We start from the raw sequence: 24,200 nt of genomic DNA on the forward strand, positions 1-24,200 counted from the left end.
CCGGCGCCCTACAGGTCGAGCGGAAGCCCCGTGTAGTTCTCCGCGAGTTCGGCGGCCGCGTGCCGTGACGAGCCGATCCGGTCCAGCTGGGACTGCTGGAGGCGGGTGTCGAAGGGGGACTGGGCCGGGTCCGTGTGGAGGGTCGTGGTCATGAAGTACGAGAAGTGTTCGGCTCGCCAGACGCGGCGGAGGCACGTGTCGGAGTACGAGTCGAGGAGCTCGGTCGAGCCGGTCCGCTGGAGGTGGGTGAGGGCGCGGGCGAGGACGACGACGTCGGCGGCGGCCAGGTTGAGGCCCTTCGCGCCCGTCGGGGGGACGATGTGCGCCGCATCGCCCGCGAGGAGGACGCGGCCGTAGCGCATCGGCTCGGTGACCGAGCTGCGCATGGGGAGCACGGACTTCTGGGTGACGGTGCCGCGCTTGAGGCGCCAGGTGGGGTCGGCGCGGAGGGCGAAGCGGGCGTCGAGTTCGTCCCAGACGCGCTCGTCGGACCAGTCGGCCGGGTCGGTTCCGTTGGGGACCTGGAGGTAGAGGCGGCTCACCGAGGGCGAGCGCATGCTGGCGAGGGCGAAGCCGCGCTCGGAGTGCGCGTAGATCAGCTCGTCGTACACGGGCGGTGCGTCGGCCAGGATGCCGAGCCAGGAGTACGGGTACGTGCGCTCGTACGTGCGCCGCTCGCCTTCGGGGACGGCGTTGCGGGTGACGCCGTGGAAGCCGTCGCAGCCCACGACGTAGTCGCAGGTGAGCGTCTGCTCGCGGCCGCCCTGGGTGTAGCGGACGACCGGGCGGTCGGTGTCGGCGCCCTCGACGGCGGTGACCTCGGCCTCGAACAGGAGGGGGCCGCCCTCGGCGAGCTGGAGGGCGATGAGGTCCTTGACGACCTCGGTCTGCGCGTACACCCAGACCCGGCGGCCGCCGGTGAGTCCGGGGAAGTCGATACGGGCGGCCCGCCCGTCGTGGCGCAGCTCTATGCCGTCGTGCGGGAGGCCCTCGACGTCGAGGCGGCTGCCCGCGCCCGCGGCGCGCAGGGCGTCGACGGTGGCCTGTTCGAGGATGCCGGCCCGCTGCCGCGCCTCGACGTAGTCGCGGTCCCGGCTCTCCAGGACGACGCTGTCGATGCCCGCCCGGTGGAGCAGCCGGGCCAGGAGCAGGCCGGAGGGGCCTGCTCCGATGATGCCGACGGTGGTGTGCATGGGATCTCCTCGTCGTCGCGCTCGTTCTGGCGATCATCATCGCCATTGTTACTCGTTCGCATAGTGAAGATATCTTCACTATGGTCGGGGTGAGTCTGGGTGCGGCCGGGTGCCGGTGTCAACGGCCCCCCGCACCCCGCCGCAGTCGTGTTCACTACGGTGGACCGAAGATCCACGACGGAGACCGCATGCCACCGACGCACGACCCGACCTCAGCCGCGCCGCCCGAGGCCGTCACCCCGCTGCTGCGCGGGGTCGACGTGCTGCGCCGGCTCACCGACGCCGGCGGACGGATGCCGGTGGGAGAGCTGGAGCGTGCCGCCGGGCTCGCACGGTCCACGGTCGACCGGATCACCGCGACGCTCTCCCGCATGGGTTACGTACGGGCCGAGGGCCGGGACGTCGTCCTCGCGCCGCGCCTGCTCGAACTCGGCAACGCCTATCTGGCCTCCGTGCGCCTGCCGGACCTGCTCGGCGGCCTGGCCGACGCGCTGGCCGACGCGCTGGACGAGTCGGTGTCGCTGGCGGTGGCGGACGGGGACGGCATCCGCTTCGTGCACCAGGCGACCCGGCGGCGGGCGATGTCCGTCAGCTTCCGCATCGGGGATCTGCTGCCCGCCGAGCGCACCGCGCCCGGGGCTTTGTTCGCCTCCGAGTGGAACGAAGACGTGTGGGCGCAGTGGCGGGAGCGGCGGACCGTCGATCCTCGGGAGCTCGGGTTTCCCGCCGCGCCCCGACGGGCCGGTGCGCCCGGCGACTTCGAGCGGCGCGTCGACGGGGCGCGGGAGCGTGGCTGGGCGGTGGACGACCAGCTGATCGAACCCGGGCTCGTGGCGCTCTCGGTGCCGGTGCGCGAGCCCGCGGGACGGATCGTGTGCGTGCTGAGCGCGGTCAGCCACACCAGCCGGCACGACGCCGCCGCGCTGCCCGGGGTGCTGCTGCCCCGGCTGCGGGAGACGGCCGCCGAGATGGAGCGGATACTGCGGGAGGCGCCGCCGGCGGCTCCCGCCGAGGCGACCGGGCTCGCCTCCTGGACCGGGGCGTCCAAGCAGGAGCTGGGGCGGGAGTTCGTCGAGTCGCTGGCGCGCGGGCTGACCGTGCTGACCGCGTTCGGCGAGGGCCGGGAGGCGCTGCCCCTGACGGCGGTGGCCGAGGCGACCGGCCTGGCCCGGGCCACCGCGCGGCGGGCGCTGATCACGCTGGAGCACCTGGGCTGCGTGGCGGTCGACGGGCGGGCGTTCCGGCTCACGCCGAGGGTGCTGTCGCTCGGATTCGCGCCGCTGTCGCGGACCACGCTCACCCGGATCGCCCAGCCGCACCTCGCCGAGCTGGCCGCGCGGGTGCGCGAGTCGACCTCGCTGGCCGTGCTCGTGGGCGACGAGGTCCAGTACACGGGCCGGGTCGAGACCAGCCGCATCATGAACGTCCACATCACCATCGGCACGCGCTTCCCCGCGTACGCCACCTCCATGGGCCGGGTCCTGCTCGCCGGGCTCGACCCCGAGGAGCGCGCGGAGCGCCTCGCGCGGACCGAGCCGGCCGCCCTCACCCCGTACACGGTGACCGGCCGCACGGAGCTCGGCACCCTCCTGGAGGAGGTGGGGCGGCAGGGGTACGCGCTGGTCGACGAGGAGCTGGAGGTCGGGCTGCGGTCGATCGCCCTGCCGGTGCGCGACCGGGCGGGCGGGGTCGTCGCGGCGGTCAACGTGGCCCTGCACAGCGCCCGCAGGTCGCGTGAGGAGTGCGTGGCCGACGTCCTGCCCGAGCTGGCGCGGACGATCGCGGGCATCGAGGCGGACCTGCACGTCACGGAGCGGTTCGCCCGGGTTCCGGCGCACTGAGCTCTTCCTCCAGGACGCGCTGGGCGACGGCGAAGGCCGCGTTCGCCGCCGGGACGCCGCAGTAGACGCCGGCCTGGAGGAGGGCGGCGGCGATCTCGTCGGGGGTGAGGCCGTTGCGGCGGGCGGCGCGCACGTGCAGGGCGAGTTCGTCGTGGTGGCCGTGGGCGACCAGGGCGGTGAGGGTGATCAGGCTCCGCTCGCGGCGGGGGAGAGTGGGATCGGTCCAGACCTCGCCCCAGGCATAGCGGGAGATGAAGTCCTGGAAGCGGGCGGTGAACGGGGTCTGCCGCGCCTGCGCCCGGTCCACGTGCGCGTCGCCGAGGACCTCGCGGCGCACCTTCATTCCGCTCCGAGCGGAAGTACCCGTGAAGTGGGCGCGCAGGGCGGCGAGGACGGCCTCGGGCCGTTCGGCCGGGGCCAGGTGGGAGGCTCCGGGCAGTTCGGTGAGGGCCGCGCCGGGAACGGCGTCGGCGATCTCACGCAGATGGGCGGGAGGGGTGGCCGGGTCCTCGCGGCCGGCGACCAGGAGGGTGGGCGCCGTGATGTCCCCGAGGCGTTCGCGCAGGTCGAAGGCGGCGAGTGCGTCGCAGCAGGCCGCGTAGGCGGCGGGGTCGGCGGCCCGGTGGTCCTCCACCAGGCGCGGCACGGTGAACCCGGGCGTGAACCAGCGGGCGTCGGCCGTCTCCGCCAGCTCCGCCAGGCCCTCGCGGCGGACGGTGGCCGCGCGCGCCTCCCAGGGGGCGGATCCGCCGAAGTGCGCGGAGGAGCAGAGGACGGCGAGCCGTTCGATGCGCTCCGGACGGTGGGCGGCGAGGTGCAGTCCGACCGCGCCGCCGAGGGAGACCCCGGCGTACGAGAAACGGGCGGCGCCCAGCGCGTCGGCGAGGTCGAGGACGAGACGCGCCAGGTCGGCGACGGTCGCCCCGCGGCCGATCAGCCCGGCGGGTGAGCGTCCGTGGCCCGGCAGGTCCCAGCGCACGACCCGGTGGGTGAGGGAGAGTTCGGGGGCGACGGCGTCCCACAGGGCGGTGGAGGTGCCGAGGGAGGGCCCGAGGATCAGGACGGGCGCGCCGGCCGGGCCCTCGGCGCGGTGGTACAGGCTCGTGGTGGGGGTCAACGTCGCTCCAGGGCACGGTCGGTGAGGTGTCCGGCCAGGCCGGTGGCACGGGTGGGGTCGGTGAGCTCGGCCAGGTCGACGCCGGCCAGTTCCGGTACGTCGACGGCCGCCTCGGCGAGGAGTCCGGCGAGGCTCCGGCCCTCGGTGCGGGTGCGGGCGGCGAGTCCGGTCAGCAGCGCGCGGGCCCGGGCCCGTCCGAGGAGCGGGGCGAGGACGACGGAGAGGCGTTCGGAGACGAGCAGTCCGCCGGTGAGGTCGAGGTGGGCGCGCATCGCTGCCGCGTCGACGCGGAGCCCTTCGGCGAGGGCGGCGGTGTGGTGGGCGGCGGCGCCGGTGAGGCGGAGCAGTTCGCGCAGCGGTTCCCATTCGGCGTGCCACGCGCCCGCGGGCCGCTCGTCCTCGGCCGGCAGGCAGGCGTAGAGGCTCGCCGCGAGGTGCGGGGAACGGCGGGCCGCCGAGGCGACGAGCGTCGCGCGGACGGGGTTCGCCTTGTGCGGCATGGCGGAGGATCCGCCACCCGTGTCCTCGGCGAGCTCGGCGATCTCGGTGCGGGACAGCGTGAGCACATCGGCGGCGATCTTGCCCAGCGCGCCGGTGGCGAGGGCGAGCGCACCCGCGAGGTCGGCGACGGGGGTGCGCAGGGTGTGCCACGGGATGAGGGGTGCGGCGAGGCCGAGTTCGCGGGCGTACGCGGCGGGCAGCCCGGCCGCGCTCGCGGCCCCGCCGTCGCCCCCCGCGGGGCCTCCGTCGCCGCTCGCGCTGTCGCGCCCGCCGTCGCTCCCGGCGTCGGCGAAGGCGGCCAAAGTCCCCGCCGCGCCGCCGAGTTGGGCGGGCAGCCGGTCCCGTACCGCGAGCAGTCGGTCCCGCGCGTCGAGGACGAGGGAGCGCCAGCCGGCGGCCTTGAGGCCGAAGGTGGTGGGGACGGCGTGCTGGGTGAGCGTGCGGCCGGGCATCGGCGTGTCGCGGTGCCCGGCGGCGAGGGCGGCCAGCGCCGCCTCCGTACGGGCGAGATCCGCGAGGACCCCGCCGAGGGTACGGGCGGCCACCAGCATGGCGGCCGTGTCCAGGACGTCCTGGCTGGTCGCACCCCGGTGCACGTACGCGCCCCACTCCCCCGCCGCCGCGGTGAGGTCCGCGACGAGGGGGATCACCGGGTTGCCCCCGGCGCGGGCGCGCAGGGCGATCGAGCGGACGTCGAAGCGGTACGGGTCCGCCGCCGCGTCCGTGACCGCCCGCGCGGCCTCGGCGGGCACCGCGCCGAGGGCGGCCTGGGCGCGGGTGAGGGCCGCTTCGGCGTCCAGGAGGGCCCGCAGGAACGCGGCGTCGCCGGTCGCCGCCTCGGCGGGTGAGCCCGCCCGTAGGGGATCGAGGAGCCCGGCGTCGAGCTCGGGGTCCCGGTGGGGCGGCTCGATGGCAGGGCCCGGCCCGGTCGGCCCGGTCACGGGAACTCCAGGAAGACCGTCTCGCCCTCGCCCTGGAGGCGGATGTCGAAGCGGTGCGTGCGGTGCGGTTCCTCGGCGGCGAGGAGGGTGGCGCGCCGGTCGGCCGGGAGCCGGTCGAGGAGGGGGTCGGGTCCGTCGGCGAGGTAGGCGCGGGTGTGCAGGTGGTGCAGGAGTCCGCGGGCGAACACGACGACGGCGATGTGGGGTTGGCCGGGGTTTCCGGGGGCCAGGGTGTGCACGGCGTAGTGGCCGTCGGCGTCGGTGGCGACGCGCCCGAAGCCGGTGAAGTCCGTGCCGTTGCGGCCGAGGAACCCGCCGGTGACCGGGTCCCGGCGCAGCGATCCGGGCGCGCCCGCGAGGGAGCCGTCGGGGGCGGCCTGCCAGAACTCCAGGAGCGCGTCGGGGACGGGCTCGCCCGCACCGTCGCGGACGTACCCGTGGAGGGTGATGCGGTCGGGGTGCCCCTCGGGCGCCATGCGTTCGCCGCCGGGGAAGGGCAGGGCGTAGCCGTAGAAGGGTCCGACGGTGCTGGAGGGGGTGAGCGGCAGGGTCATGGGTCAGCGTCCTTCCTCGGTCCAGGTGGCGGCGGGCCCGTCGAGGACGATGTCCCAGGCGTAGCCGAGGGAGACCTCGGGCTCGGACAGGCCGTGCTCGTAGCGGGCGACGAGCCGGTCGCGCGCCGCCGTGTCGGTGACCGAGCGCATGATCGGGTCGTGCGCGAGGAGCGGGTCCCCAGGGAAGTACATCTGGGTGACGAGCCGCTGTGTGAACGCCGTGCCGAAGACCGAGAAGTGGATGTGGGCGGGGCGCCAGGCGTTGGTGTGGTTGCGCCAGGGGTAGGCGCCGGGCTTGACGGTGGTGAAGGCGTACCGGCCCTGATCGTCCGTCAGGGTGCGTCCCACGCCGGTGAAATGGGGGTCCAGCGGGGCCGGGTGCTGGTCCCGGAGGTGGGCGTACCGGCCGGAGGCGTTGGCCTGCCAGATCTCGATCAGCTGGCCGCGCACGGGGCGGCCTTCGCGGTCCAGGAGGCGGCCCGACACGGTGATCCGCTCGCCGAGGGGCTGGCCGGTGGGCGCGAGGGTCAGGTCGCCGTCGGCCTCGGTGACGTCGGTGGCCCCGAAGACGGGTCCGGTCAGCTCGACGGCGTCGGGGTCCCCCGTGGCGTCCATCGCCACGAGCTGCTGCCGCGGATGGCGCAGGAGCGAGCTGCGGTACGGGGCGTAGGCGCGGGAAGGGTGGGGGCGGGGCGTGGCGCCGGAGGCGAGGGCCTTGTCGTAGGCGTCCTGGTGGGCGTCGATCTCGGCGTCTATGTGCGCCTGGGTGAGGTCGGCCATGAAGGCTCCTGGGGTGGTGGGGGCCGGGAGGGACGGAGAGCGGTAACGGAGAGGCGGGGAGGGAGAGGAGGGGCCGGGCCGGCGGCCCGCCGCGGCACGTCAGCGCCCGGCAGCGGGCTCCGGATCCGGGATCCGTACCGGCGCCGCCGTCTTCTCGGCCACCTCCTGGGGGGTCACGCCCGGGGCCGTCTCGACGAGGACGAGGCCGGTGTCCGTGACGTCGAGGACGCAGAGGTCGGTGACGATGCGGTCGACGCAGCCGCGTCCGGTGAGCGGCAGGTCGCACTCCTCGACGACCTTCGGGGAGCCGTCCTTGGCGGTGTGGGTCATGACCACGATGACCGTGCGGGCGCCGTGGACGAGGTCCATCGCGCCGCCGATGCCGGTGACCATGCGGCCGGGGACGGCCCAGTTGGCGAGGTCGCCGCGGGCGGAGACCTGCATGGCGCCGAGGACGGCGACGTCGATGTGGCCGCCCCGGATCATGCCGAAGGAGAGGGCCGAGTCGAAGTAGGAGGCGCCGGGCAGGACGGTGACGGTCTCCTTGCCCGCGTTGATGAGGTCGGGGTCGACCTGGTCCTCGGTGGGGTAAGGGCCGGTGCCGAGGATGCCGTTCTCGGATTCGAGGACGACCTCGACCCCTGCGGGGAGGTGGTTGGGGATGAGCGTCGGCAGGCCGATGCCGAGGTTGACGTACTGTCCGTCGCGCAGTTCGCGGGCGGCTCGGGCGGCCATCTGCTCACGGTTCCAGGTCATGCCGGGTCTACTCCGTCTCTCGTGCCGCGGGCGCGGAGATCGTGCGCCGTTCTATGCCCTTCGCGGCGGCCTGGGCGGGGGTGAGGGCCACGACGCGCTGGACGAAGATCCCCGGCAGGTGGACCTGGTCGGGGTCGAGGATGCCGGGTTCGACCAGCTCCTCTACCTCCGCGACGGTGATCCGGCCGGCCATCGCGGCGAGCGGGTTGAAGTTGCGGGCGGAGGCGTGGAAGACGAGGTTGCCGTGCCGGTCGCCCTTGGCGGCGCGGACGAGGGCGAAGTCGGTGCGGATGGCGTGTTCGAGGACGTACGGGACGTCGTCGAACTCCCGGACCTCCTTCGCCGGGGAGGCGAGCGCGACGCCGCCCGCGCCGTCGTAGCGCCAGGGCAGTCCGCCGTCGGCGACCTGGGTGCCGACGCCGGCCGGGGTGTAGAAGGCGGGGATGCCGCAGCCGCCGGCCCGGAGGCGTTCGGCGAGGGTGCCCTGCGGGATCAGCTCGACCTCGAGCTCGCCGCCGAGGTACTGGCGGGCGAACTCCTTGTTGGCGCCGATGTACGAGCCGGTGACGCGGGCGATGCGGCCCGCGGCGAGCAGGACCGCGAGGCCGGAGTCCATGGCGCCGCAGTTGTTGGAGACGACGCCCAGGCGGCCGACGCCGCGCTCGTGGAGCGCCTGGATGAGGACGTTCGGTACGCCGCTGAGGCCGAAGCCGCCCACGGCGAGCGACGCCCCGTCCGGGACGTCGGCCACCGCTTCCGCGGCGGTGGCGACCACCTTGTCCATGGGAAGCCTTTCGTTTCGGTCCGAGCGAAATGAAGGAGAGGAGCGAGCCGCAGATTTACTCAGTGCACTGAGCATCTTGTCGACCCGGGCCATGCTGGCAGTCGTCTGCCCCCTCGTCAACGGGTCTTCACGCCGGAACGGAGGATCGGGGTATCGTTCCGTGCACCGACGAAACGGCACCAGGAGGCGCACCATGGCCGCGGTGGACCTGACCACACACCCAGGGCATCTCGCCCGGCGACTCCAGCAGGCGCACCACTTGCTCTGGACGACCATGGTCTCGGAGGAGATCACCTCCCCCCAGTTCGGCGTGCTCAACGCCCTGCTGTCCGAACCCGGCCTGGATCAGCGGACCCTGGGCGAACGGGTGGGCCTCGACCGGTCCACCATCGCCGAGGTCGTCAGCCGGCTGACCCGCCGCGGGTTGCTCGACAAGGTGCGCGACCCTGACGACGGGCGCCGCTCCCTGCTGCGCCTCACCGAGGACGGGGAGCGGACCCACCGGAAGCTGACGGTGCGCACCGCCCGTATGAACCAGGTCTTCCTCGCCCCCCTCTCCCCCGAGGAGCAGGCCCACTTCCTCTCCCTGCTCCGCCGTGTCTCGGACGCCGCCGAGCAACTGCGCAGCCCGGCGGAGCCGGTCGCCGCGCCCTGACGCCGACAGGAGGGTCCACCCGTGTATCGCGAGCGTATGGAGATTCCCATACGCCGCCGGAACGGCCCTCCGCCTCTCATGGGCACATGCTCCCCAACGCCTCTGCCGCCGCACCGGACACACCACCGGGACCGCCCGCACCGCCGACACCGCCCGCACCACCCGCACCGCCCCTCCGCACGCGCGGGATCGCGCTCTCCGGCCTGGCGGTCCTCGGCGTGGCGGGCGTGCTGTTCGGCATCCGGCGGCCGCTCGTGATGTCCGCCCCGGCGTGCCTGGCCGGGCGATGGCACGGCTGTTACGACACCTTCAACGGCACCGTGCTCATGACGCTGGTCGCCCTCCCGCCGGCGGCGCTGGTGGCATGGCTTCTGGCGCGGCGGCGGCGCGGCGCGGGCGTCGCCTCGGCCGGGCGGCTCTCGCTGGCCGAGGTGGGCCTGGTGGTGGGCACGGTGCCGTTCGTGTGGATGACCATGATGCCGGGCGCCGGCGCGGGCAGGGTCCCCGCCCGGGTGAGCCTGGTGCCGCTGCGGGACCTGGTCACGATGGGGCCGCTCGGGATCGCCGGCAACCTGCTGGTCCTCGCGGCGCTGGGGTTCTTCGCCCCGATGCGGTGGGCGGCGTTGGCGTCCCTGCCGCGCGTGCTGGCGCTCGGGGCGGCCTGCTCGGTCCTGGTCGAGACGGCGCAGTACGCGCTGCGGCTCGACCGGGTGTCCTCCGTGGACGACGTCCTGGTCAACGCCGTCGGCGCCGCGCTGGCCGGGCTGGCGTCACGCCGCTGGTGGCGCGCCGCCCCACAGGCGCCGTCGGTCCGGTCGCTCGGAGGGAGCCGCCGGTAGCCGGACGTCCCGCGGCCGCCGCCCATCGGTTCGGCGGGGTCGCGCGGCCCCCATACGCCGACGATATGGTGCGTTCCCTACGCTGCGGGGATGCGTGTACTGATCGTGGAGGACGAGCCCTATCTGGCCGAGGCCGTACGTGACGGGCTCCGGCTGGAAGCGATCGCCGCCGACATCGCCGGCGACGGCGACTCCGCCCTGGAGCTGCTCGGCGTCCACTCCTACGACCTCGCCGTCCTGGACCGCGACATCCCCGGCCCGTCCGGCGACGAGGTCGCCCGGCGGATCGTCGCCTCCGGCAGCGGCATCCCGATCCTCATGCTGACCGCGGCCGACCGGATCGACGACAAGGCGTCCGGGTTCGCGCTCGGCGCCGACGACTACCTCACCAAGCCGTTCGAGCTGCGGGAACTCGTGATGCGGCTGCGCGCCCTCGACCGCAGGCGCGCCTACGCCCGGCCGCCGGTCCGCGAGATCGCGGGCCTGCGGCTCGATCCGTTCCGCCGCGAGGTCTTCCGGGACGGACGGTACGTCGCGCTCACCCGCAAGCAGTTCGCCGTGCTCGACGTCCTCGTCGCGGCCGAGGGCGGCGTCGTGAGCGCCGAGGAGCTGCTGGAACGCGCCTGGGACGCGCACACCGACCCCTTCACCAACGCCGTACGGATCACCGTCTCCGCGCTGCGCAAGCGGCTCGGCGAACCCTGGGTCATCGCGACGGTGCCGGGCGTCGGCTACCGCATCGACACCGCCGCCTCCCTCCCCCGCGGTGCCCGTGCGTAGACGCCCCGGGCTCAGCGCCCGGCTCAAGCTCACCCTCAGCTACGCGGGGTTCCTCGCCGTCGCCGGGTCCCTCCTGCTCGCCGTGGTGTGGGCGTTCCTGCTGCGGTACGTCCCCGACACCTCGCAGGGGCTGCTCGGCATCTCGCCGAACCGCTACCTCCTCGTGCACACCTTCGCCCCCGCCGCGGCCGTGGCGATGGCCTTCCTCCTCGTGTTCGGCCTGGTCGGAGGATGGGTCCTGGCCGGGCGGATGCTCGCTCCGCTCGCACGGATCACCGGTGCGGCGCGGCTGGCCGGGGGCGGGTCGCTGTCCCACCGGATCCGGATGGGCGGCCGCCGGGACGAGTTCCGCGAACTCTCCGACGCCTTCGACACGATGCTGGAACGACTCGAGTCGCACGTCGCCGAGCAGCGCAGGTTCGCGGCCAACGCGTCCCACGAGCTGCGCACCCCGCTGGCCATCTCGCAGACGCTGCTCGACGTCGCCCACCAGGACCCCGCACGGGACCGCGACGAACTCCTCGCGCGCCTCCGGACCGTCAACACCCGCGCGATCGACCTCACGGAGGCCCTGCTGCTCCTCAGCCGCAGCGACCGCGCGACCTTCACCCGCGAGAGCGTCGACCTCTCCCTCGTCGCCGAGGAGACCGCCGAGACCCTGCTCCCGCTCGCCGAGCGGCGCGGGATCGCCCTCGACGTCACCGGCGCGGCGGCGCGGGCCGACGGCTCCGCGGAGCTCCTGCTGCGGATGGTGACGAACCTCGTCCAGAACGCCGTCGTCCACAACCTGCCCGACGGCGGCACGGTGACGGTCCACACCGAGATGTGCGGCGACACGAGCCTGGTGCGGGTCTCGAACACGGGCCCGCCGGTCCCGCCGGAGCTGGTGCCGACCCTCGTCGAACCCTTCCAGCGCGGCACGGAGCGGGTCCGCACCGACGAGCACGCGGGCGTCGGCCTCGGCCTCGCCCTCGTCCACAGCGTCGTCCGCGCCCACGACGGGACCCTCGCCCTGGTACCCCGTCCGGCCGGTGGCCTTGAGGTGACGGTCCGGCTGCCCTCCGTCCCGTAGGAGGCACAGGGGGATCAGGCGAGGAGCGTCGGCGCCGCCCGGTCGAGGACTCCCTCGATCCGGGCCCATGTCTCCTCGTCCCGTGCCACCGGTTCGAGGGTCCGCCCCTCGCCCGTCCCCCAGGCGGTGGCGAGCGCCACCGGGTCCGTTCCGGTGGCCGCGGCCGCGGCGAGGGCGGCGGCGCCGAGGGCGACGAGTTCGGTGGCGGCGGGGACGACGAGGGCGCGTCCGGAGAGCCGGCGCACCGTCCCGGTCCAGGCCCGGCCGCGCGCGCCGCCGCCGATCAGGCGCAGGGGGCGGTCCCGTACGGCCGGTTCGGCGGGGTCGAGGCCGCAGGCGGCGAGCAGCTCGTCGAGCGCGCGCAGCACGGTGAACACGGCGCCTTCGTAGGCGGCGCCGAGCAGGGCGGGCGGGGTCGTGGCGTGCGTGAGGCCGGTGAGGAGTCCGGTGGCACGGGGCAGGTCGGGGGTGCGTTCGCCGTCGAGGTACGGCAGGAGGACGAGGCCGTCGCCGGGCCGGGCGTCCTCGCGGTCGAGACCGAGGAGGCCGGCGATCCGGTCGACCGCGAGCGTGCAGTTCAGGGTGCAGCCGAGCGGCAGGTAGCTGCCGTCGGTCGCGGTGAAGCCGGAGATGCCCGGGCTCGCGGGGCGGGTGCGGGTGGCGGCGAAGACCGTGCCCGAGGTGCCGAGGCTGACGACCGGGTGGTCGAGGAGGCCGCCGGCGCCGAGACCGAGGCCGACGGCGGCGGCCATGTTGTCGCCCGTTCCGGCGGCGACGGCGGTGCCCCGCGGCAGGCCGAGGGCGTCGGCGGCGGCGCGGGTCAGGGTGCCGACGCGGGTGCCGCCGGTGGGGGCGACGACCGGCAGCAGGGCGGGGTCCAGGCCGAGGAGGTCGAGGACGACGGGATCGTAGGCGGCGGGTCCGGTGGCGGGGTTCGTGGCGTACCACCCGGTGCCCGACGCGTCGCCGGGGTCGGTGACCGCCTCGCCGCAGAGGCGTTCGGTGAGGAAGTCGTGCGGGAGGCGGACGGCGGCGACACGGGCGGCGGTGGCCGGTTCGTGGTCGCGCAGCCACTGCCACTTGGTGGCCGTCACGGCGGCGACGGGGACGGAGCCGGTGCGGGTGAGCCAGGGGCCGGGGCCGCCGAGCGCGGCGGTGAGGGCGGTGGCCTGGGGTGCGGAGCGGGTGTCGTTCCAGAGCAGGGCGGGACGCGGCGGGCGGCCCCCGGCGTCGAGGGTGACGAGGCCGTGCTGTTGCCCCGCCACGGCGATGCCGGTGACGGCGGCGGGCGGTACGTCCGCCTCCTTCAGGGCCGCCGCGACGGCTTCGCCGAGGGCGGTCCACCAGCCTTCGGGGTCGCTCTCGCGGGCGCCTCCGGTGCCGGTGACGGTGTGCGGTGCGCGGCCGACGGCCAGCAGGGCGCCGGTCTCGGCGTCGACGACCGCGGCCTTGGTGGACTGGGTGGAGCTGTCGACACCGATCACCACCGGGCGTTCCGGCATGGCCACCTCTCCTTCCGGTTCTGCGCGTCCTCTCGCCCTCTCGGCTCCTCGGTTCCGCGCCTTCTCGTCTTCACGTCTTCACGTCGTTCCGGGCCTCGTCGTGGGCCGCCACTGGCGCCCGGACCCTTCCCGACGGTATTAGTTATCTCAGAAAACAAATCTGGCGGCCAGCCTCGCGAAGGAGCCGGACATGCCGCAGCATCTTCTTCCCACACCCGACGACCGCTTCACCTTCGGCCTGTGGACCGTCGGCTGGCAGGGCCGTGATCCGTTCGGGGACGCGACCCGCCCCGCCCTGGACCCGGTCGAGTCGGTCGAACGGCTCGCCGCCCTCGGCGCGTACGGCGTCACCTTCCACGACGACGACCTCATTCCGTTCGGAGCGGAAGAATCCGAGCGGGCGACAGCCGTCAAGCGCTTCCGCACCGCGCTGGACCGCACGGGGCTCAAGGTGCCCATGGCCACCACCAACCTCTTCACGCACCCCGTCTTCAAGGACGGCGCCTTCACCGCCAACGACCGGGACGTGCGCCGTTTCGCCCTGCGCAAGACGCTCCGCAACATCGACCTCGCCGTGGAACTCGGCGCCTCGGTGTACGTGGCCTGGGGCGGCCGCGAGGGTGCCGAGTCCGGTGCCGCCAAGGACGTGCGCGTGGCGCTCGACCGGATGAAGGAGGCCTTCGACCTGCTCGGGCAGTACGTCACCGAGCAGGGCTACGCGCTCCGCTTCGCCATCGAGCCCAAGCCGAACGAGCCGCGCGGGGACATCCTGCTGCCGACGATCGGCCACGCCCTCGCCTTCATCGAGCGCCTGGAGCGTCCCGAACTCGTGGGCGTCAACCCGGAGACGGGCCACGAGCAGATGGCCGGGCTCAACTTCCCCCACGGCATCGCGCAGGCGCTGTGGGCCGGCAAGCTGTTCCACATCGACCTCAACGGCCAGTCCGGCATCAAGTACGACCAGGACCTGCGCTTCGGCGCGGGCGATCTGCGCCAGGCCTTCTGGCTGGTCGACCTCCTGGAGACGGCCGGCTACACGGGTCCGCGCCACTTCGACTTCAAGCCGGTGCGCACCGACGGCTTCGACGGCGTGTGGGAGTCCGCGAAGAACTGCATGCGCAACTACCTGATCCTCAAGGAGCGTTCCGCCGCCTTCCGCGCCGACCCGGAGGTCCGGGCCGCGCTCGCCGCCTCCCGTCTCGACGACCTGGCCGTGCCCACCGCCGCCGACGGCCTCGCGGGCCTGCTCGCCGACCCCACCGCGTACGAGACCTTCGACGCGGTCGCGGCCGCCGGGCGCTCGATGGCCTTCGAGCGGCTCGACCAGCTGGCTCTCGAGCATCTGCTCGGGGTGCGCTGACCCGACCGTACGCGAGCCCTGTACGCAGGGTGAGCACGTGTGCCATCCTCCGAGCACCACTCCATCGTCGGGGGATCGGTGATGCGCCATGTGGATGTCGACGAGCGCCGCCCGTCTGGCTGTCGTCCTTCTCCTGTGTCTTCCGGCCGCGGTCGCCTGCGAGGACACGGAGGACGGGGGCGGCGGTCCCCGCGGCGGCGCCGACGCCGGCGGGCAGCCCGCTCCCGGCAAGGGCGGGAGCGGAGGCGGGAGCGGGGGTGGCGACGGCGGTGTGCCGGGGCCGCTGAAGATCCCCGAGTGGGGCAGGAACGGCTTCCTGTACGACGCCGGCACCGCCAACGGGCGCGCCAACTGGGCCGACATCAAGAAGCTGTTCGAGGGCGCCTGCGGGGACGGCACCCTCTGCGTGACCCTGGAGCGCGTCTACCTCACCGAGGACGGCGCGCAGACCGACGGGCCCTGCGGCTACGACCACATGGAGCCCGCGGCCGAGACCTCGGTCAAGCGGGGCGGGACCGTGTCCGTCGTGGGCGTGTGCGGCCCGGAGACGGAGGGACCGACGGACGGTTCCACGGACACCGGCGGGCCGACCGACACCACCGGCCCGGCCGACCCGCCCGCGACCACCGACGGGACCTCCACGTCCGCCGGCAGTGCCCCGTCGTCGTGAACGAAGGCGCGGGCGGCCTCAGCCGCCTCGGCACGCTCGTCGGCGCCGTCGCCGCGCCGACGAGCCTGGTCACCGCACTGCTCTACTACTTCGGCTACTACCACGCGTACTGGTTCTTCGCGTACTTCAGGGTGAACTCCACCGTCCTCGGCTTCAGCACGGCGGACTACCTGATGCGCAGCCTGGACGTCATGTGGGTGCCGCTGACGGTGCTCGCGACCCTCGCCGTCGGCGCGTTCTGGGGGTACGACACGGCGCGGCGCAGACTGGCCGCGCGCATGGGGCCGGTGGCGCGGCGCCGGGCGACGGGGGCCCTCGCGGTGTCCGGATTCCTGTTGACGCTCGGGGGTCTGTGGTCGACGTTCAGGGAGACGTTCCTGAGCGACGTGCTGACCCTGGCCCCCCTGAGCCTGTCCGTCGGCGTGACGCAACTGGCGTACGCCCGCCACCTCGTGCGCCGGGCGGCGAGGGAGCCGGTACCGACGGCGCCGCCCGCGCCGGAGGCCGTCCCCGCACCCGTCCCCGTACCGGCATCTGCACCCGCGCCCCTCCCCGTACCGGCGCCGACACCGGAGCCCGTACCGGTCGTCCCCTCCCCCGCGTCTCCCGACACCACCGCCCCGCAGCGCGCCGGGCCGTCCCCGCGACAGACCTCCGCGCCCGCGACCGAGCCGCCCCCGCAGCCCGCCCCCCGTCCCGAATGGGCCACCCTCGCCGAGTGGTCGGTGGTCTTCGCCCTCGTCATGCTCGGCGTCGTGTGGGCCACCAACGACTACGCCGCCTCCGTCGGTACGGTCCGGGCGAAGCGCTTCGCGGCCGGGCTCAGCGACTACCCGTCCACGGTGGTGTACAGCGCGCACAGCCTCGCCATCGGCGGTCCCGGGGTCCGCGAGACCCGCTGCAAGGCCGGCAGGGACGCCGAGCCCGCGTACGGCTACCGCTACGACGGGCTCGTACTCATCCTGCAGTCCGGGAACCAGTACGTCCTGGTGCCCACCCGGTGGACGCCGGCGGACGGGGTCGCGCTCGTCCTGCCCCGCAACGACTCCGTGCGGCTGGAGTTCGGGCCGGCGCCGGGGCCCCGCCGGGGCGGGACCCCGGCGCCGGGCTGCTGACCAGGGCGCATCCCGCTTGTCATGTCCAGGGGGCCCCGTGGCCGGGGCCGCGGGGCCGTCGTGCAGGATCGCCCCCATGAACAAGACCAGCCGACGTTCCGTCCTCGCCTCCGCCGTCGCCGCGGCGGCCGCCCTGCCCACGCTCAACGCCGTCGCCGGCAGCGGCGCCGCCCCGGCCGCGGCGGCCACCCCGCCCGCCCTCTACGACTTCAACACCGAGCTGTACACCAAGGCCGCGAGCAAGGAAGGCACCGACTGGGTCCGACGCTTCCGCATCGGCGCTCCGGTCCAGGTCACGGACAACGTCCGTGCCACGAGCGTCGCCGTGAACAGCACCGCGATCATCGCGCCGCACGGCGGCGGCATCGAGGGGGGCACCAGCGAGCTGTGCATGGCCGTCGCCGGGTACACGCCGTTCGCGCACAACACGGACCCCGCGACGGCGGCTGTGGCCGGCGAGCCGCAGCGTGACTTCTGGATGTTCGAGACCCTGCAGAACTCGCAGCCGCAGCACGTGACCTCCACCGGCTGCGACGACCCGGCCGCGCTGGCCGCCTGTGCGAACAACCTGTACGCCGTCTCCCTGCACGGCTTCTCCGACACGGCGAACAAGGCCGTCGTCATCGGCGGCCGCGACGAACGGCTGAAGCGCAACCTGGCCGCGGCCTTCGCCGCCAACGGGCTCCACGACCAGAACGGCGACACCAACCTGAACGTGAGCGTGCAGCTGAACGGCAACGACCCGACCATCGACGGCAACCATCCGATGAACATCGTCAACCGCACGCGCACCGCAGCCGGCGCCCAGCTCGAGATATCCACCGCGCTGCGTGCCGCGATGTTCGGCACCTGGGACCAGGGCGTGACCGGGCGCATGGCCAGCTACGGCAAGAACACCGCGGCCAACGGCTACGCCGAGCACTTCTGGAACGCCTTCGTGACCGCCGTCCGGCAGGGCATCGCCCACCACGAGCTCGGCAAGGACCCCCTCCACACGGAGGCGTGACCGGTCCGACGGAGACCGGGCGAACCCTCCCGCGGGCCCGCCCGGTCTCGTCGTACGCGCAGCTCGCTCGCCTTCGCGGGGCGGCGGTTATTCGAGCAGCTCCGCGTACGAGCCCATGGCCAGGGCGACGTCCGCCTGGGCCCAGAAACGGTGGTAGGTGAAGACGGGGGCGGCGCCGCCCGCCAGGTAGGCCTCGATCTTCGGCCAGGCCGGGTCCTTCTCGTAGAAGGAGCGGAGCGAGGCGAAGGTCGACGCGGAGTTCACGGTGTCGCCGTTCGGCATGGTGCCGGTCCAGCCGCCCGGGACGTGGACGGGGTCGTCGAAACGGCTGTAGTCGGCGCGGGTCTCCGGCACACCGAGGCCGAGCGGGTCCTGGTGGTGGGTCCACATGCCGTCGAGGAGGGCCTTGGCGACCCGCTTGGCCTCGGCGTGGCCGGTCCTGGCCGCGTAGTAGGTGAGCGTCTTGGCATAGGCGGCGGTCACGCCGACGTCGTCCGTGTAGTCGGCGACGGTGACGTGCAGCCCGGCGTTGCCGCCGGGGTCCGCCGCGTTCCAGGTGTCGGGTGCGCCGGACCACTGGAGGGTGGACGGGACGCGGTAGGTGCCGTCGGGGTTGATCGTGGTCCGGGAGAGGGCCCAGGTCACCCACTTGTCGAGCACGGTCCCGGCCCGGACGTCGCCGGTCTGCTGGTAGTACTCGGCGACCCGCTCCATCGACCACGCCTGGAAGCCGAACCACTGGTTGGACGGCGGGTCGTGGTAGACGGGCTTCTCGTCGTAGTACATGCCGTGGAAGGTGGGGGTGCCGGCCGGTGGGGTGGCGTAGCGGCCCTGCCAGCTGTTGGTGGCGCCGCCCGCGATGGCGCCCTCGCTGGACTGGAGCCAGCGGTAGAACTCCAGTTGCCGGCCGAGGCTGGTGGCCCAGTCCGCCGCGCCGGTCGCCGACTTGGGCTTCAGCGGGGCGTAAGCGCTGAGGGCGTAGGCGGCGAGCGGGTTCTGGTAGCCGCCGTGGGCGTGGCTGGAGCCGATGCGCCAGGCCCACCCGGCGCCGGTGTCGGCGGCGCCGCCCCAGGCGTAGTACCAGGACATCAGGTAGTGGGAGCTGTTCTTGCCGGCGCCGGCGGGGCAGGCGGTCGGTCCGACGCAGTCGCCCACCTTCTTGAAGTACTTGTCGAACATGGCGTAGCGCAGGTAGTCGCCCATCTTGGCGGCCTTGCCGACGGTCGTGGCGACCTGGGCGCCCCGGCCCTGTTCCTTGGCCCAGACGTCGGCCCAGTAGGCGGCCTGGACGGCGCGGGCGTCGGCGTCGGGGGCGTTGGTGAACTTCCACTGCCGGGCGTACGAGCTGTCTCCGGTGAACAGGTCGAGATAGCCGTTCCTGCCTCCGTAGGCGAACCGGTCGCAGGTGGGGTGCGGGACGGTCTCCCAGACGGACTCCTGCGGGCCGCGCTGGAAGGTGTTGATGTACGAGGGTCCGGTGGCCGCCGGACCGGCGGAGCAGGTACCGGGTCCGTTGCCGAAGCCGTAGACGTTGTCGACGTCCTGGATCCAGTGCATGCCGTAGACGTCGTCGGTGCCGTACGCGCTCTTCAGCTCGGCGGCGAGCGGGTCCGCCCCGGCCGTGACCGTGGAGTCGAGCGCGGCCGGGTACTGCGAGGGCAGGTCCCATTCGGGCGCGTAGGTGGCCGGCTTGGCGGCATTGTAGGAGGAGTTGGTGGCCTGGTCGGCGTGGGTGGGGATCATGTACCTCTCCAGGGTGTCCCACGCGCCGTTGAACGCGGACCAGTCGCCGGTGATCTTCCCGTACATCGCCTGCAGCCAGACGAGGTAGCTGTACGCCTCCGAGGTCGTCTCGTGGCCCTGGTCGGGGGCCTCGACGATCAGGGTCTCGACGGAGTGGTACGGGATGCCCTCGGGTGAGAAGTAGCCGTTGGCCGGGTTGGTGATCTTCCCGTAGAGGTCGAGGAAACGGGCCTCGTACGTGGAGTCGGCGGCGAGCTGGGCGACGGTGACCGCGGTCGCGGTGTGGCCGGGGGCGGTCGCGGTGAAGACGGCGGTGCCGGTGCCCGTCGGCGCGGCGGTGACGGTCACCTGCTGGGCCGTGTTCCAGTTCGCCGGGGTGAAGGTCAGGGCGGCCGGGCTCGCGGTGAGCCCGGAGACGCCGGAGGTCCGGGCCACGGTCACCGTGACGTTCGCGCTCGGCCGGGTGGAGAGCCTGAGGCCGAACGTGCCGGTCGCGCCCTGGCGTACGGAGAGCTGTGCGGGGGTGGCGACCAGGGCCGGTCCCGCGGCGACGGTGATGCCGACGGGCGCCGACTCCCCGGTCGCGCCGAGGGAGTCGTAGGCCGTGGCGTAGAGCGAGTGGGCGCCGGCCGGCAGGGAGGTGGCGCCGAGGGTGTAGGGGGCGGTGGTGTCGGTGCCGATCAGGGTCGTGTCGCTGTAGAACTCGACCTTGCCGATGGTGGCGCCGTCGGCGGCCGCCGCGGTGGCGGCCAGCGGGACGGCGTCGCCCTGGGAGTAGACCGCGCCGGGTGCCGGGCTGGTGAGGACCGTCACGGGCGGCTGGTGGGCCCCCGTGCAGGGGGTGCCGTCGACGGTGAAGGAGGCCGGTGCCGCGTTGGTGCCGCTGTAGGAGAACTGGGCGCCGGTGGTGACGGCTGCGCCCGCGGCGACGGTGCCGTTCCAGGCGGCGTTGGTGACGGTGACGGCCTTGCCGGACTGGGTCCAGGTGCCGTTCCAGCCGTTGCCCAGCTTCTGGTCGCCCGCGTACGTGAAGCCGAGGGTCCAGCCGTCGAGCGGCGCGGTGCCGCGGTTGGTGAGGGTGAGTTCGGCGGTGAAGCCGGAGCCCCAGTCGTTGGTCCGGTAGTCGACGCCGCACTGCACGGCCGCCGCCTGTGCGGGCGGTCCGGCGGCCAGCATCCCGGCGGGCAGGGCGAGCAGGGCGGCGAGGGCGAGGAGCGGCCGGTGGAGACCGGGGCTCAGGCGCCGCCGCGGCGGTCGGTGCGGGCTCGGGTGAGGGCTCGGGTGAGGGCTCGGCGGTCCTGGTGGCATGCGGGGGTCTCCTCGCGGCTCGGGAGGTGGGGGAGCACCGGAGTGGGGGACGGTCAAGCTCTGAACCAGTGGGAGCGCTCCCACTGTGCAGAGCCGAGGAGACCGCGTCAAGACACGCGAAGAGTCGAAGGCATCCGGCCGGGGAATTTGACCAACTCCTCTTTTCCTTGGCGCCAGTTGGCGCTACGGTCTGGCCCCACCAGTGGGAGCGATTCCATTCCGTCGGCACGCCGTCAGGGCCGTGCCCTCGCTGAAGGACTCGCTCATGCGACATCCCCCGCGTCTGTCCGCGCTGCTCGCAGGAGCAGTGCTCACCACGGCGAGCACCGCTCTCGCCGTGGCCGGTACGGCCCAAGGAGCCGCGGCCGCACCACCCTGCACCGTCAGCTACTCCGTCGCCGGCTCCTGGGCCGGCGGCTTCCAGGGCGCGGTGACCGTCACCAACACCGGCCCCGCGCTGACCTCCTGGAAACTCGCCTTCGACTTCCCGGCCGGCCAGGTGGTCGGTCAGGGCTGGGGCGCCCGGTGGTCCCAGTCGGGCCCGAGCGTCACCGCCGTGAACGAGAGCTGGAACGGTGCGCTCGCCACCGGCGCGAGCGCGACCACCGGCTTCCTCGCCTCCTGGTCGGGCGCCAACCCCCCGCCCGGCGCCTTCACGCTCAACGGCACGGCCTGCGACCAGGTGGCGGGACCGAACCCGACCCCCACGCCCACCCCGACCCCCACCACTCCCACTCCCACTCCCACTCCCACGACACCCACCCCGACTCCCACACCCACCACACCCGACCCGACCCCCACCCCCGTCCCCGGCGCACCCGAGCTGAGCGTGAGCGGCAACCGGCTCGTCGACCAGAACGGCGCCACCCGCCGCCTGCTCGGCGTGAACCGCTCCGGCGGCGAGTTCATGTGCGTGCAGGGCCACGGCATCTTCGACGGGCCCGTCGACGACGCCGCCGTCCGCGCCATCGCCGACTGGAAGGCCGACACCGTCCGCATCCCGCTCAACGAGGAGTGCTGGCTCGGTCTGGACAACGTCAAGCCCGAGTACCGGGGCAGCGCCTACGTCAGTGCCGTCAAGGACCTGGTGAACCGGGTGCTCGCCCACGGCATGACACCGGTCGTCGAACTGCACTGGACGCACGGCCAGTACACCGGCAACTCCTCGGGCTGCGCCGACGTCCACGCGACCTGTCAGAAGCCGATGCCCGACGCCCGGTACACCCCGGCGTTCTGGACCTCGGTGGCCGACACCTTCAAGGACGACCGCCGGGTGGTCTTCGACCTGTTCAACGAGCCCTACCCCGACCGGGCGGCCCCGACGGCCGCCCAGGCCTGGGCCTGCTGGCGCGACGGCGGCAGCTGCCCCGGCATCGGCTACGAGGTCGCTGGCATGCAGGACCTGGTGGACGCGGTCCGCGCGACCGGAGCGCTCAACCTGCTCCTGGTGCCCGGCATCGCGTACTCCAACGACCTGAGCCAGTGGCTCGCGTACGCCCCTCAGGACCCGGCGGGCCGATCGGCCGCCGCATGGCACGTCTACAACTTCAACACCTGCTCCGACGAGACGTGCTGGAACGACACCCTCGCCCCGGTCGCCGCCCGGGTCCCCCTGGTGGCGGGCGAGATCGGTGAGAACACCTGCGGGCACGCGTTCGTCGACCGCGTCATGAAGTGGTTCGACGACCGCGCCCTGTCGTATCTCGGCTGGACCTGGAACACCTGGAACTGCGGCTCCGGGCCCGCCCTGATCACCTCGTACGACGGCACCCCCACCGCATTCGGCATCGGGCTGCGCGATCACCTGCGCACCCTGAACGGAAACTGAAGGGTCTCTTCTCCATGAGCCGCTCAACCAGCCGTACCGCCCTGCTCGCGGCCCTCGGCCTGATCACGGCGACCGGCGCCACCGCCACCGTGATCGGCACGGCCACCGCCGGGGCCGCCACCCCGGGCTGCCGGGTCGACTACCAGATCTCCAGCCAGTGGAACACCGGCTTCGGCGCCAACGTGACCGTCACCAACACCGGCGACCCGGTCTCCGCCTGGACCCTGGAGTGGTCCTTCGGCGGCGACCAGAAGGTCACCCAGGGCTGGAACGCCGCGCTCACCCAGTCCGGCGCAGCCGTCACCGCGAAGAACGCCTCCTACAACGGCACCCTGGCCACGGGCGGGTCGACGTCCTTCGGATTCAACGGCTCCTACAGCGGGACCAACGCCGTGCCGACGGTCTTCACGCTGAACGGCGTCGTCTGCAACGGCGCGACGCCGCCCACCACACCCCCGACGACCCCGCCGACCACACCGCCCACCACGCCACCGACGACCCCGCCCGCCGGGACGAAGGCCGACAACCCCTACGCCGGCGCCAAGGTGTACGTGAACCCCGAGTGGTCCGCCAAGGCGGCGGCCGAACCGGGCGGCACCAAGGTGTCGAACCAGCCCACGGGCGTCTGGCTGGACCGGATCGCCGCCGTCAACGGCTCCTCGACCTCCATGGGCCTGCGCGCCCACCTCGACGAGGCGCTGAAGCAGAAGGGCTCCGGCGAGCTCGTCGTCCAGCTGGTGATCTACAACCTGCCCGGCCGCGACTGCGCGGCCCTCGCCTCCAACGGCGAGCTCGGGCCGACGGAGATCGACAAGTACAAGACCCAGTACATCGACCCGATCGCGGCGATCCTCGGCGACGCCAAGTACGCGGGCCTGCGGATCGTGACCACGGTCGAGATCGACTCGCTGCCCAACCTCGTCACCAACGTCTCCGGCCGCCCGACCGCGACCGCGAACTGCGACGTGATGAAGGCCAACGGCAACTACGTCAAGGGCGTCGGCTACGCCCTGAACAAGCTGGGTTCGATCGCCAACGTCTACAACTACGTGGACGCGGGGCACCACGGCTGGCTCGGCTGGGACGACAACTTCGGCGCCTCCGCCGACCTGTTCAAGACGGCCGCGACGGCCGAGGGCTCGACCGTCGCCAATGTGCAGGGCTTCATCGTGAACACGGCCAACTACAGCGCCCTGAAGGAGGACCACTTCGCGATCGGCGACTCCGTGAACGGGGTCTCGGTGCGCCAGTCGAAGTGGGTCGACTGGAACCGCTACACCGACGAGCTGTCGTACGCGCAGGCCATGCGGGACAAGCTGGTCTCCCTCGGCTTCGACCCGAAGATCGGCATGCTGATCGACACCTCCCGCAACGGCTGGGGCGGCACCGCACGGCCCAGCGGCCCCGGCGCCGGCACGAACGTCGACACCTACGTGAACGGCGGCCGTTACGACCGGCGCATCCACCTCGGCAACTGGTGCAACCAGTCGGGCGCGGGCCTCGGCGAACGCCCCCAGGCGGCTCCGGCGGCCGGCATCGACGCGTACGTCTGGATGAAGCCGCCGGGCGAGTCCGACGGGGCGAGCAAGGAGATCCCCAACAACGAGGGCAAGGGCTTCGACCGGATGTGCGACCCGACGTACACCGGCAACACCCGCAACGGCAACAGCATGTCCGGGGCACTGCCGGACGCGCCGCTGTCCGGCCAGTGGTTCTCGGCCCAGTTCCAGGAGCTCCTGAAGAACGCGTACCCGGCGCTGTGACGCACGGCTGAGCCGACCGGGGCGGGCCGGAACCCCTCGGGGCTCCGGCTCGGGCGTCCTCCCGGACGCGCCCCCGCCTCGCGGCTGCCGAG

Annotated in this window: 20 protein-coding genes; 11 read left to right on the forward strand and 9 right to left on the reverse strand. The window is 73.6% G+C overall.

Annotated features, from left to right (window positions below; translation table 11 throughout):
- Positions 1–8: 8 nt before the first annotated feature.
- Positions 9–1,193, reverse strand: coding sequence for a 4-hydroxybenzoate 3-monooxygenase (locus tag OG309_RS02745; RefSeq protein WP_329418050.1), 1,185 nt, complete (start codon positions 1,191–1,193; stop codon positions 9–11).
- A gap of 188 nt (positions 1,194–1,381) precedes the next feature.
- Between OG309_RS02745 and OG309_RS02750 the strand changes: the two genes are divergently transcribed.
- A complete protein-coding gene (locus OG309_RS02750; RefSeq protein WP_329418052.1) occupies positions 1,382–3,034 on the forward strand; it encodes an IclR family transcriptional regulator domain-containing protein in 1,653 nt (550 codons plus the stop codon).
- Here the strand turns inward: OG309_RS02750 and pcaDC are convergent.
- The 6 genes from pcaDC to OG309_RS02780 form a co-directional block, all read right to left on the reverse strand.
- Entirely contained in the window at positions 3,000–4,151 is a 1,152-nt protein-coding gene (gene pcaDC / locus OG309_RS02755; RefSeq protein WP_329418054.1) for a bifunctional 3-oxoadipate enol-lactonase/4-carboxymuconolactone decarboxylase PcaDC, read from the reverse strand. The two genes, OG309_RS02750 and pcaDC, sit on opposite strands and share 35 nt — an antisense overlap.
- Positions 4,148–5,593 (reverse strand): 3-carboxy-cis,cis-muconate cycloisomerase, encoded by a 1,446-nt coding sequence (pcaB, locus tag OG309_RS02760; protein WP_329418056.1) that lies wholly within the window; start codon positions 5,591–5,593, stop codon positions 4,148–4,150. The genes pcaDC and pcaB overlap by 4 nt, the downstream gene beginning before the upstream one ends.
- Complete coding sequence (gene pcaG, locus OG309_RS02765; protein WP_329418058.1) at positions 5,590–6,147, reverse strand: protocatechuate 3,4-dioxygenase subunit alpha; 558 nt, start codon at positions 6,145–6,147, stop codon at positions 5,590–5,592. The genes pcaB and pcaG overlap by 4 nt, the downstream gene beginning before the upstream one ends.
- A 3-nt stretch (positions 6,148–6,150) precedes the next feature.
- Positions 6,151–6,927, reverse strand: coding sequence for a protocatechuate 3,4-dioxygenase subunit beta (pcaH, locus tag OG309_RS02770; protein ID WP_329418060.1), 777 nt, complete (start codon positions 6,925–6,927; stop codon positions 6,151–6,153).
- Positions 6,928–7,026: 99 nt separating this feature from the next.
- A complete protein-coding gene (locus tag OG309_RS02775) occupies positions 7,027–7,683 on the reverse strand; it encodes a CoA transferase subunit B (RefSeq protein ID WP_329418063.1) in 657 nt (218 codons plus the stop codon).
- Between the two features lie 7 nt (positions 7,684–7,690).
- Entirely contained in the window at positions 7,691–8,467 is a 777-nt protein-coding gene (locus tag OG309_RS02780; protein ID WP_329418065.1) for a CoA transferase subunit A, read from the reverse strand.
- A gap of 193 nt (positions 8,468–8,660) precedes the next feature.
- Here OG309_RS02780 and OG309_RS02785 point away from each other — a divergent pair, with 193 nt between their 5' ends.
- The 4 genes from OG309_RS02785 to OG309_RS02800 all read left to right on the forward strand — a co-directional run bounded on the left by OG309_RS02785 (position 8,661) and on the right by OG309_RS02800 (position 11,813).
- A complete protein-coding gene (locus OG309_RS02785; RefSeq protein ID WP_329418067.1) occupies positions 8,661–9,122 on the forward strand; it encodes a MarR family winged helix-turn-helix transcriptional regulator in 462 nt (153 codons plus the stop codon).
- 86 nt (positions 9,123–9,208) lie between these two features.
- Positions 9,209–9,961 (forward strand): VanZ family protein, encoded by a 753-nt coding sequence (locus tag OG309_RS02790; RefSeq protein ID WP_329418069.1) that lies wholly within the window; start codon positions 9,209–9,211, stop codon positions 9,959–9,961.
- 90 nt (positions 9,962–10,051) lie between these two features.
- Positions 10,052–10,741 (forward strand): response regulator transcription factor, encoded by a 690-nt coding sequence (locus OG309_RS02795; RefSeq protein ID WP_329418071.1) that lies wholly within the window; start codon positions 10,052–10,054, stop codon positions 10,739–10,741.
- Entirely contained in the window at positions 10,734–11,813 is a 1,080-nt protein-coding gene (locus OG309_RS02800) for a sensor histidine kinase (protein WP_329418074.1), read from the forward strand. The genes OG309_RS02795 and OG309_RS02800 overlap by 8 nt, the downstream gene beginning before the upstream one ends.
- 14 nt (positions 11,814–11,827) lie before the next feature.
- Here OG309_RS02800 and xylB read toward each other — a convergent pair whose 3' ends face one another.
- Complete coding sequence (xylB, locus tag OG309_RS02805) at positions 11,828–13,315, reverse strand: xylulokinase (RefSeq protein ID WP_329418076.1); 1,488 nt, start codon at positions 13,313–13,315, stop codon at positions 11,828–11,830.
- Positions 13,316–13,505: 190 nt separating this feature from the next.
- Between xylB and xylA the strand changes: the two genes are divergently transcribed.
- The 4 genes from xylA (at position 13,506) to OG309_RS02825 (ending at position 17,466) form a co-directional block, all read left to right on the forward strand.
- Positions 13,506–14,675 (forward strand): xylose isomerase, encoded by a 1,170-nt coding sequence (gene xylA / locus OG309_RS02810; protein ID WP_329418078.1) that lies wholly within the window; start codon positions 13,506–13,508, stop codon positions 14,673–14,675.
- Between the two features lie 94 nt (positions 14,676–14,769).
- The gene (locus tag OG309_RS02815; RefSeq protein WP_329418080.1) at positions 14,770–15,345 is read left to right on the forward strand and encodes a hypothetical protein; all 576 of its coding nucleotides are present in this window, start codon (positions 14,770–14,772) and stop codon (positions 15,343–15,345) included.
- Positions 15,342–16,460, forward strand: coding sequence for a hypothetical protein (locus OG309_RS02820; protein ID WP_329418083.1), 1,119 nt, complete (start codon positions 15,342–15,344; stop codon positions 16,458–16,460). The genes OG309_RS02815 and OG309_RS02820 overlap by 4 nt, the downstream gene beginning before the upstream one ends.
- Positions 16,461–16,536: 76 nt before the next feature.
- Complete coding sequence (locus tag OG309_RS02825) at positions 16,537–17,466, forward strand: poly-gamma-glutamate hydrolase family protein (protein ID WP_329418085.1); 930 nt, start codon at positions 16,537–16,539, stop codon at positions 17,464–17,466.
- Between the two features lie 87 nt (positions 17,467–17,553).
- Here OG309_RS02825 and OG309_RS02830 read toward each other — a convergent pair whose 3' ends face one another.
- The gene (locus OG309_RS02830) at positions 17,554–20,517 is read right to left on the reverse strand and encodes a glycoside hydrolase family 48 protein (protein ID WP_443067532.1); all 2,964 of its coding nucleotides are present in this window, start codon (positions 20,515–20,517) and stop codon (positions 17,554–17,556) included.
- Positions 20,518–20,782: 265 nt separating this feature from the next.
- Here OG309_RS02830 and OG309_RS02835 point away from each other — a divergent pair, with 265 nt between their 5' ends.
- The gene (locus OG309_RS02835) at positions 20,783–22,345 is read left to right on the forward strand and encodes a cellulase family glycosylhydrolase (RefSeq protein ID WP_329418087.1); all 1,563 of its coding nucleotides are present in this window, start codon (positions 20,783–20,785) and stop codon (positions 22,343–22,345) included.
- Positions 22,346–22,359: 14 nt separating this feature from the next.
- On the forward strand, positions 22,360–24,108 hold the full coding sequence (locus OG309_RS02840) for a glycoside hydrolase family 6 protein (protein WP_329418090.1): 1,749 nt from the start codon (positions 22,360–22,362) through the stop codon (positions 24,106–24,108).
- The last annotated feature ends 92 nt before the right edge of the window (positions 24,109–24,200 follow it).

This window comes from Streptomyces sp. NBC_01268 (assembly GCF_036240795.1).
GTDB lineage: Bacteria > Actinomycetota > Actinomycetes > Streptomycetales > Streptomycetaceae > Streptomyces.

Excerpts from the sequence above, each read along its gene's own strand:
- OG309_RS02745 (WP_329418050.1), bottom strand. The coding sequence starts at position 1,193 with ATGCACACCACCGTCGGCATCATCGGAGCAGGCCCCTCCGGCCTGCTC.
- OG309_RS02750 (WP_329418052.1), top strand. The coding sequence starts at position 1,382 with ATGCCACCGACGCACGACCCGACCTCAGCCGCGCCGCCCGAGGCCGTC.
- pcaG (WP_329418058.1), bottom strand. The coding sequence starts at position 6,147 with ATGACCCTGCCGCTCACCCCCTCCAGCACCGTCGGACCCTTCTACGGC.
- pcaH (WP_329418060.1), bottom strand. The coding sequence starts at position 6,927 with ATGGCCGACCTCACCCAGGCGCACATAGACGCCGAGATCGACGCCCAC.
- OG309_RS02775 (WP_329418063.1), bottom strand. The coding sequence starts at position 7,683 with ATGACCTGGAACCGTGAGCAGATGGCCGCCCGAGCCGCCCGCGAACTG.
- OG309_RS02780 (WP_329418065.1), bottom strand. The coding sequence starts at position 8,467 with ATGGACAAGGTGGTCGCCACCGCCGCGGAAGCGGTGGCCGACGTCCCG.
- OG309_RS02785 (WP_329418067.1), top strand. The coding sequence starts at position 8,661 with ATGGCCGCGGTGGACCTGACCACACACCCAGGGCATCTCGCCCGGCGA.
- OG309_RS02790 (WP_329418069.1), top strand. The coding sequence starts at position 9,209 with ATGCTCCCCAACGCCTCTGCCGCCGCACCGGACACACCACCGGGACCG.
- OG309_RS02795 (WP_329418071.1), top strand. The coding sequence starts at position 10,052 with ATGCGTGTACTGATCGTGGAGGACGAGCCCTATCTGGCCGAGGCCGTA.
- xylB (WP_329418076.1), bottom strand. The coding sequence starts at position 13,315 with ATGCCGGAACGCCCGGTGGTGATCGGTGTCGACAGCTCCACCCAGTCC.
- xylA (WP_329418078.1), top strand. The coding sequence starts at position 13,506 with ATGCCGCAGCATCTTCTTCCCACACCCGACGACCGCTTCACCTTCGGC.
- OG309_RS02815 (WP_329418080.1), top strand. The coding sequence starts at position 14,770 with ATGTCGACGAGCGCCGCCCGTCTGGCTGTCGTCCTTCTCCTGTGTCTT.
- OG309_RS02825 (WP_329418085.1), top strand. The coding sequence starts at position 16,537 with ATGAACAAGACCAGCCGACGTTCCGTCCTCGCCTCCGCCGTCGCCGCG.
- OG309_RS02830 (WP_443067532.1), bottom strand. The coding sequence starts at position 20,517 with ATGCCACCAGGACCGCCGAGCCCTCACCCGAGCCCTCACCCGAGCCCG.
- OG309_RS02835 (WP_329418087.1), top strand. The coding sequence starts at position 20,783 with ATGCGACATCCCCCGCGTCTGTCCGCGCTGCTCGCAGGAGCAGTGCTC.
- OG309_RS02840 (WP_329418090.1), top strand. The coding sequence starts at position 22,360 with ATGAGCCGCTCAACCAGCCGTACCGCCCTGCTCGCGGCCCTCGGCCTG.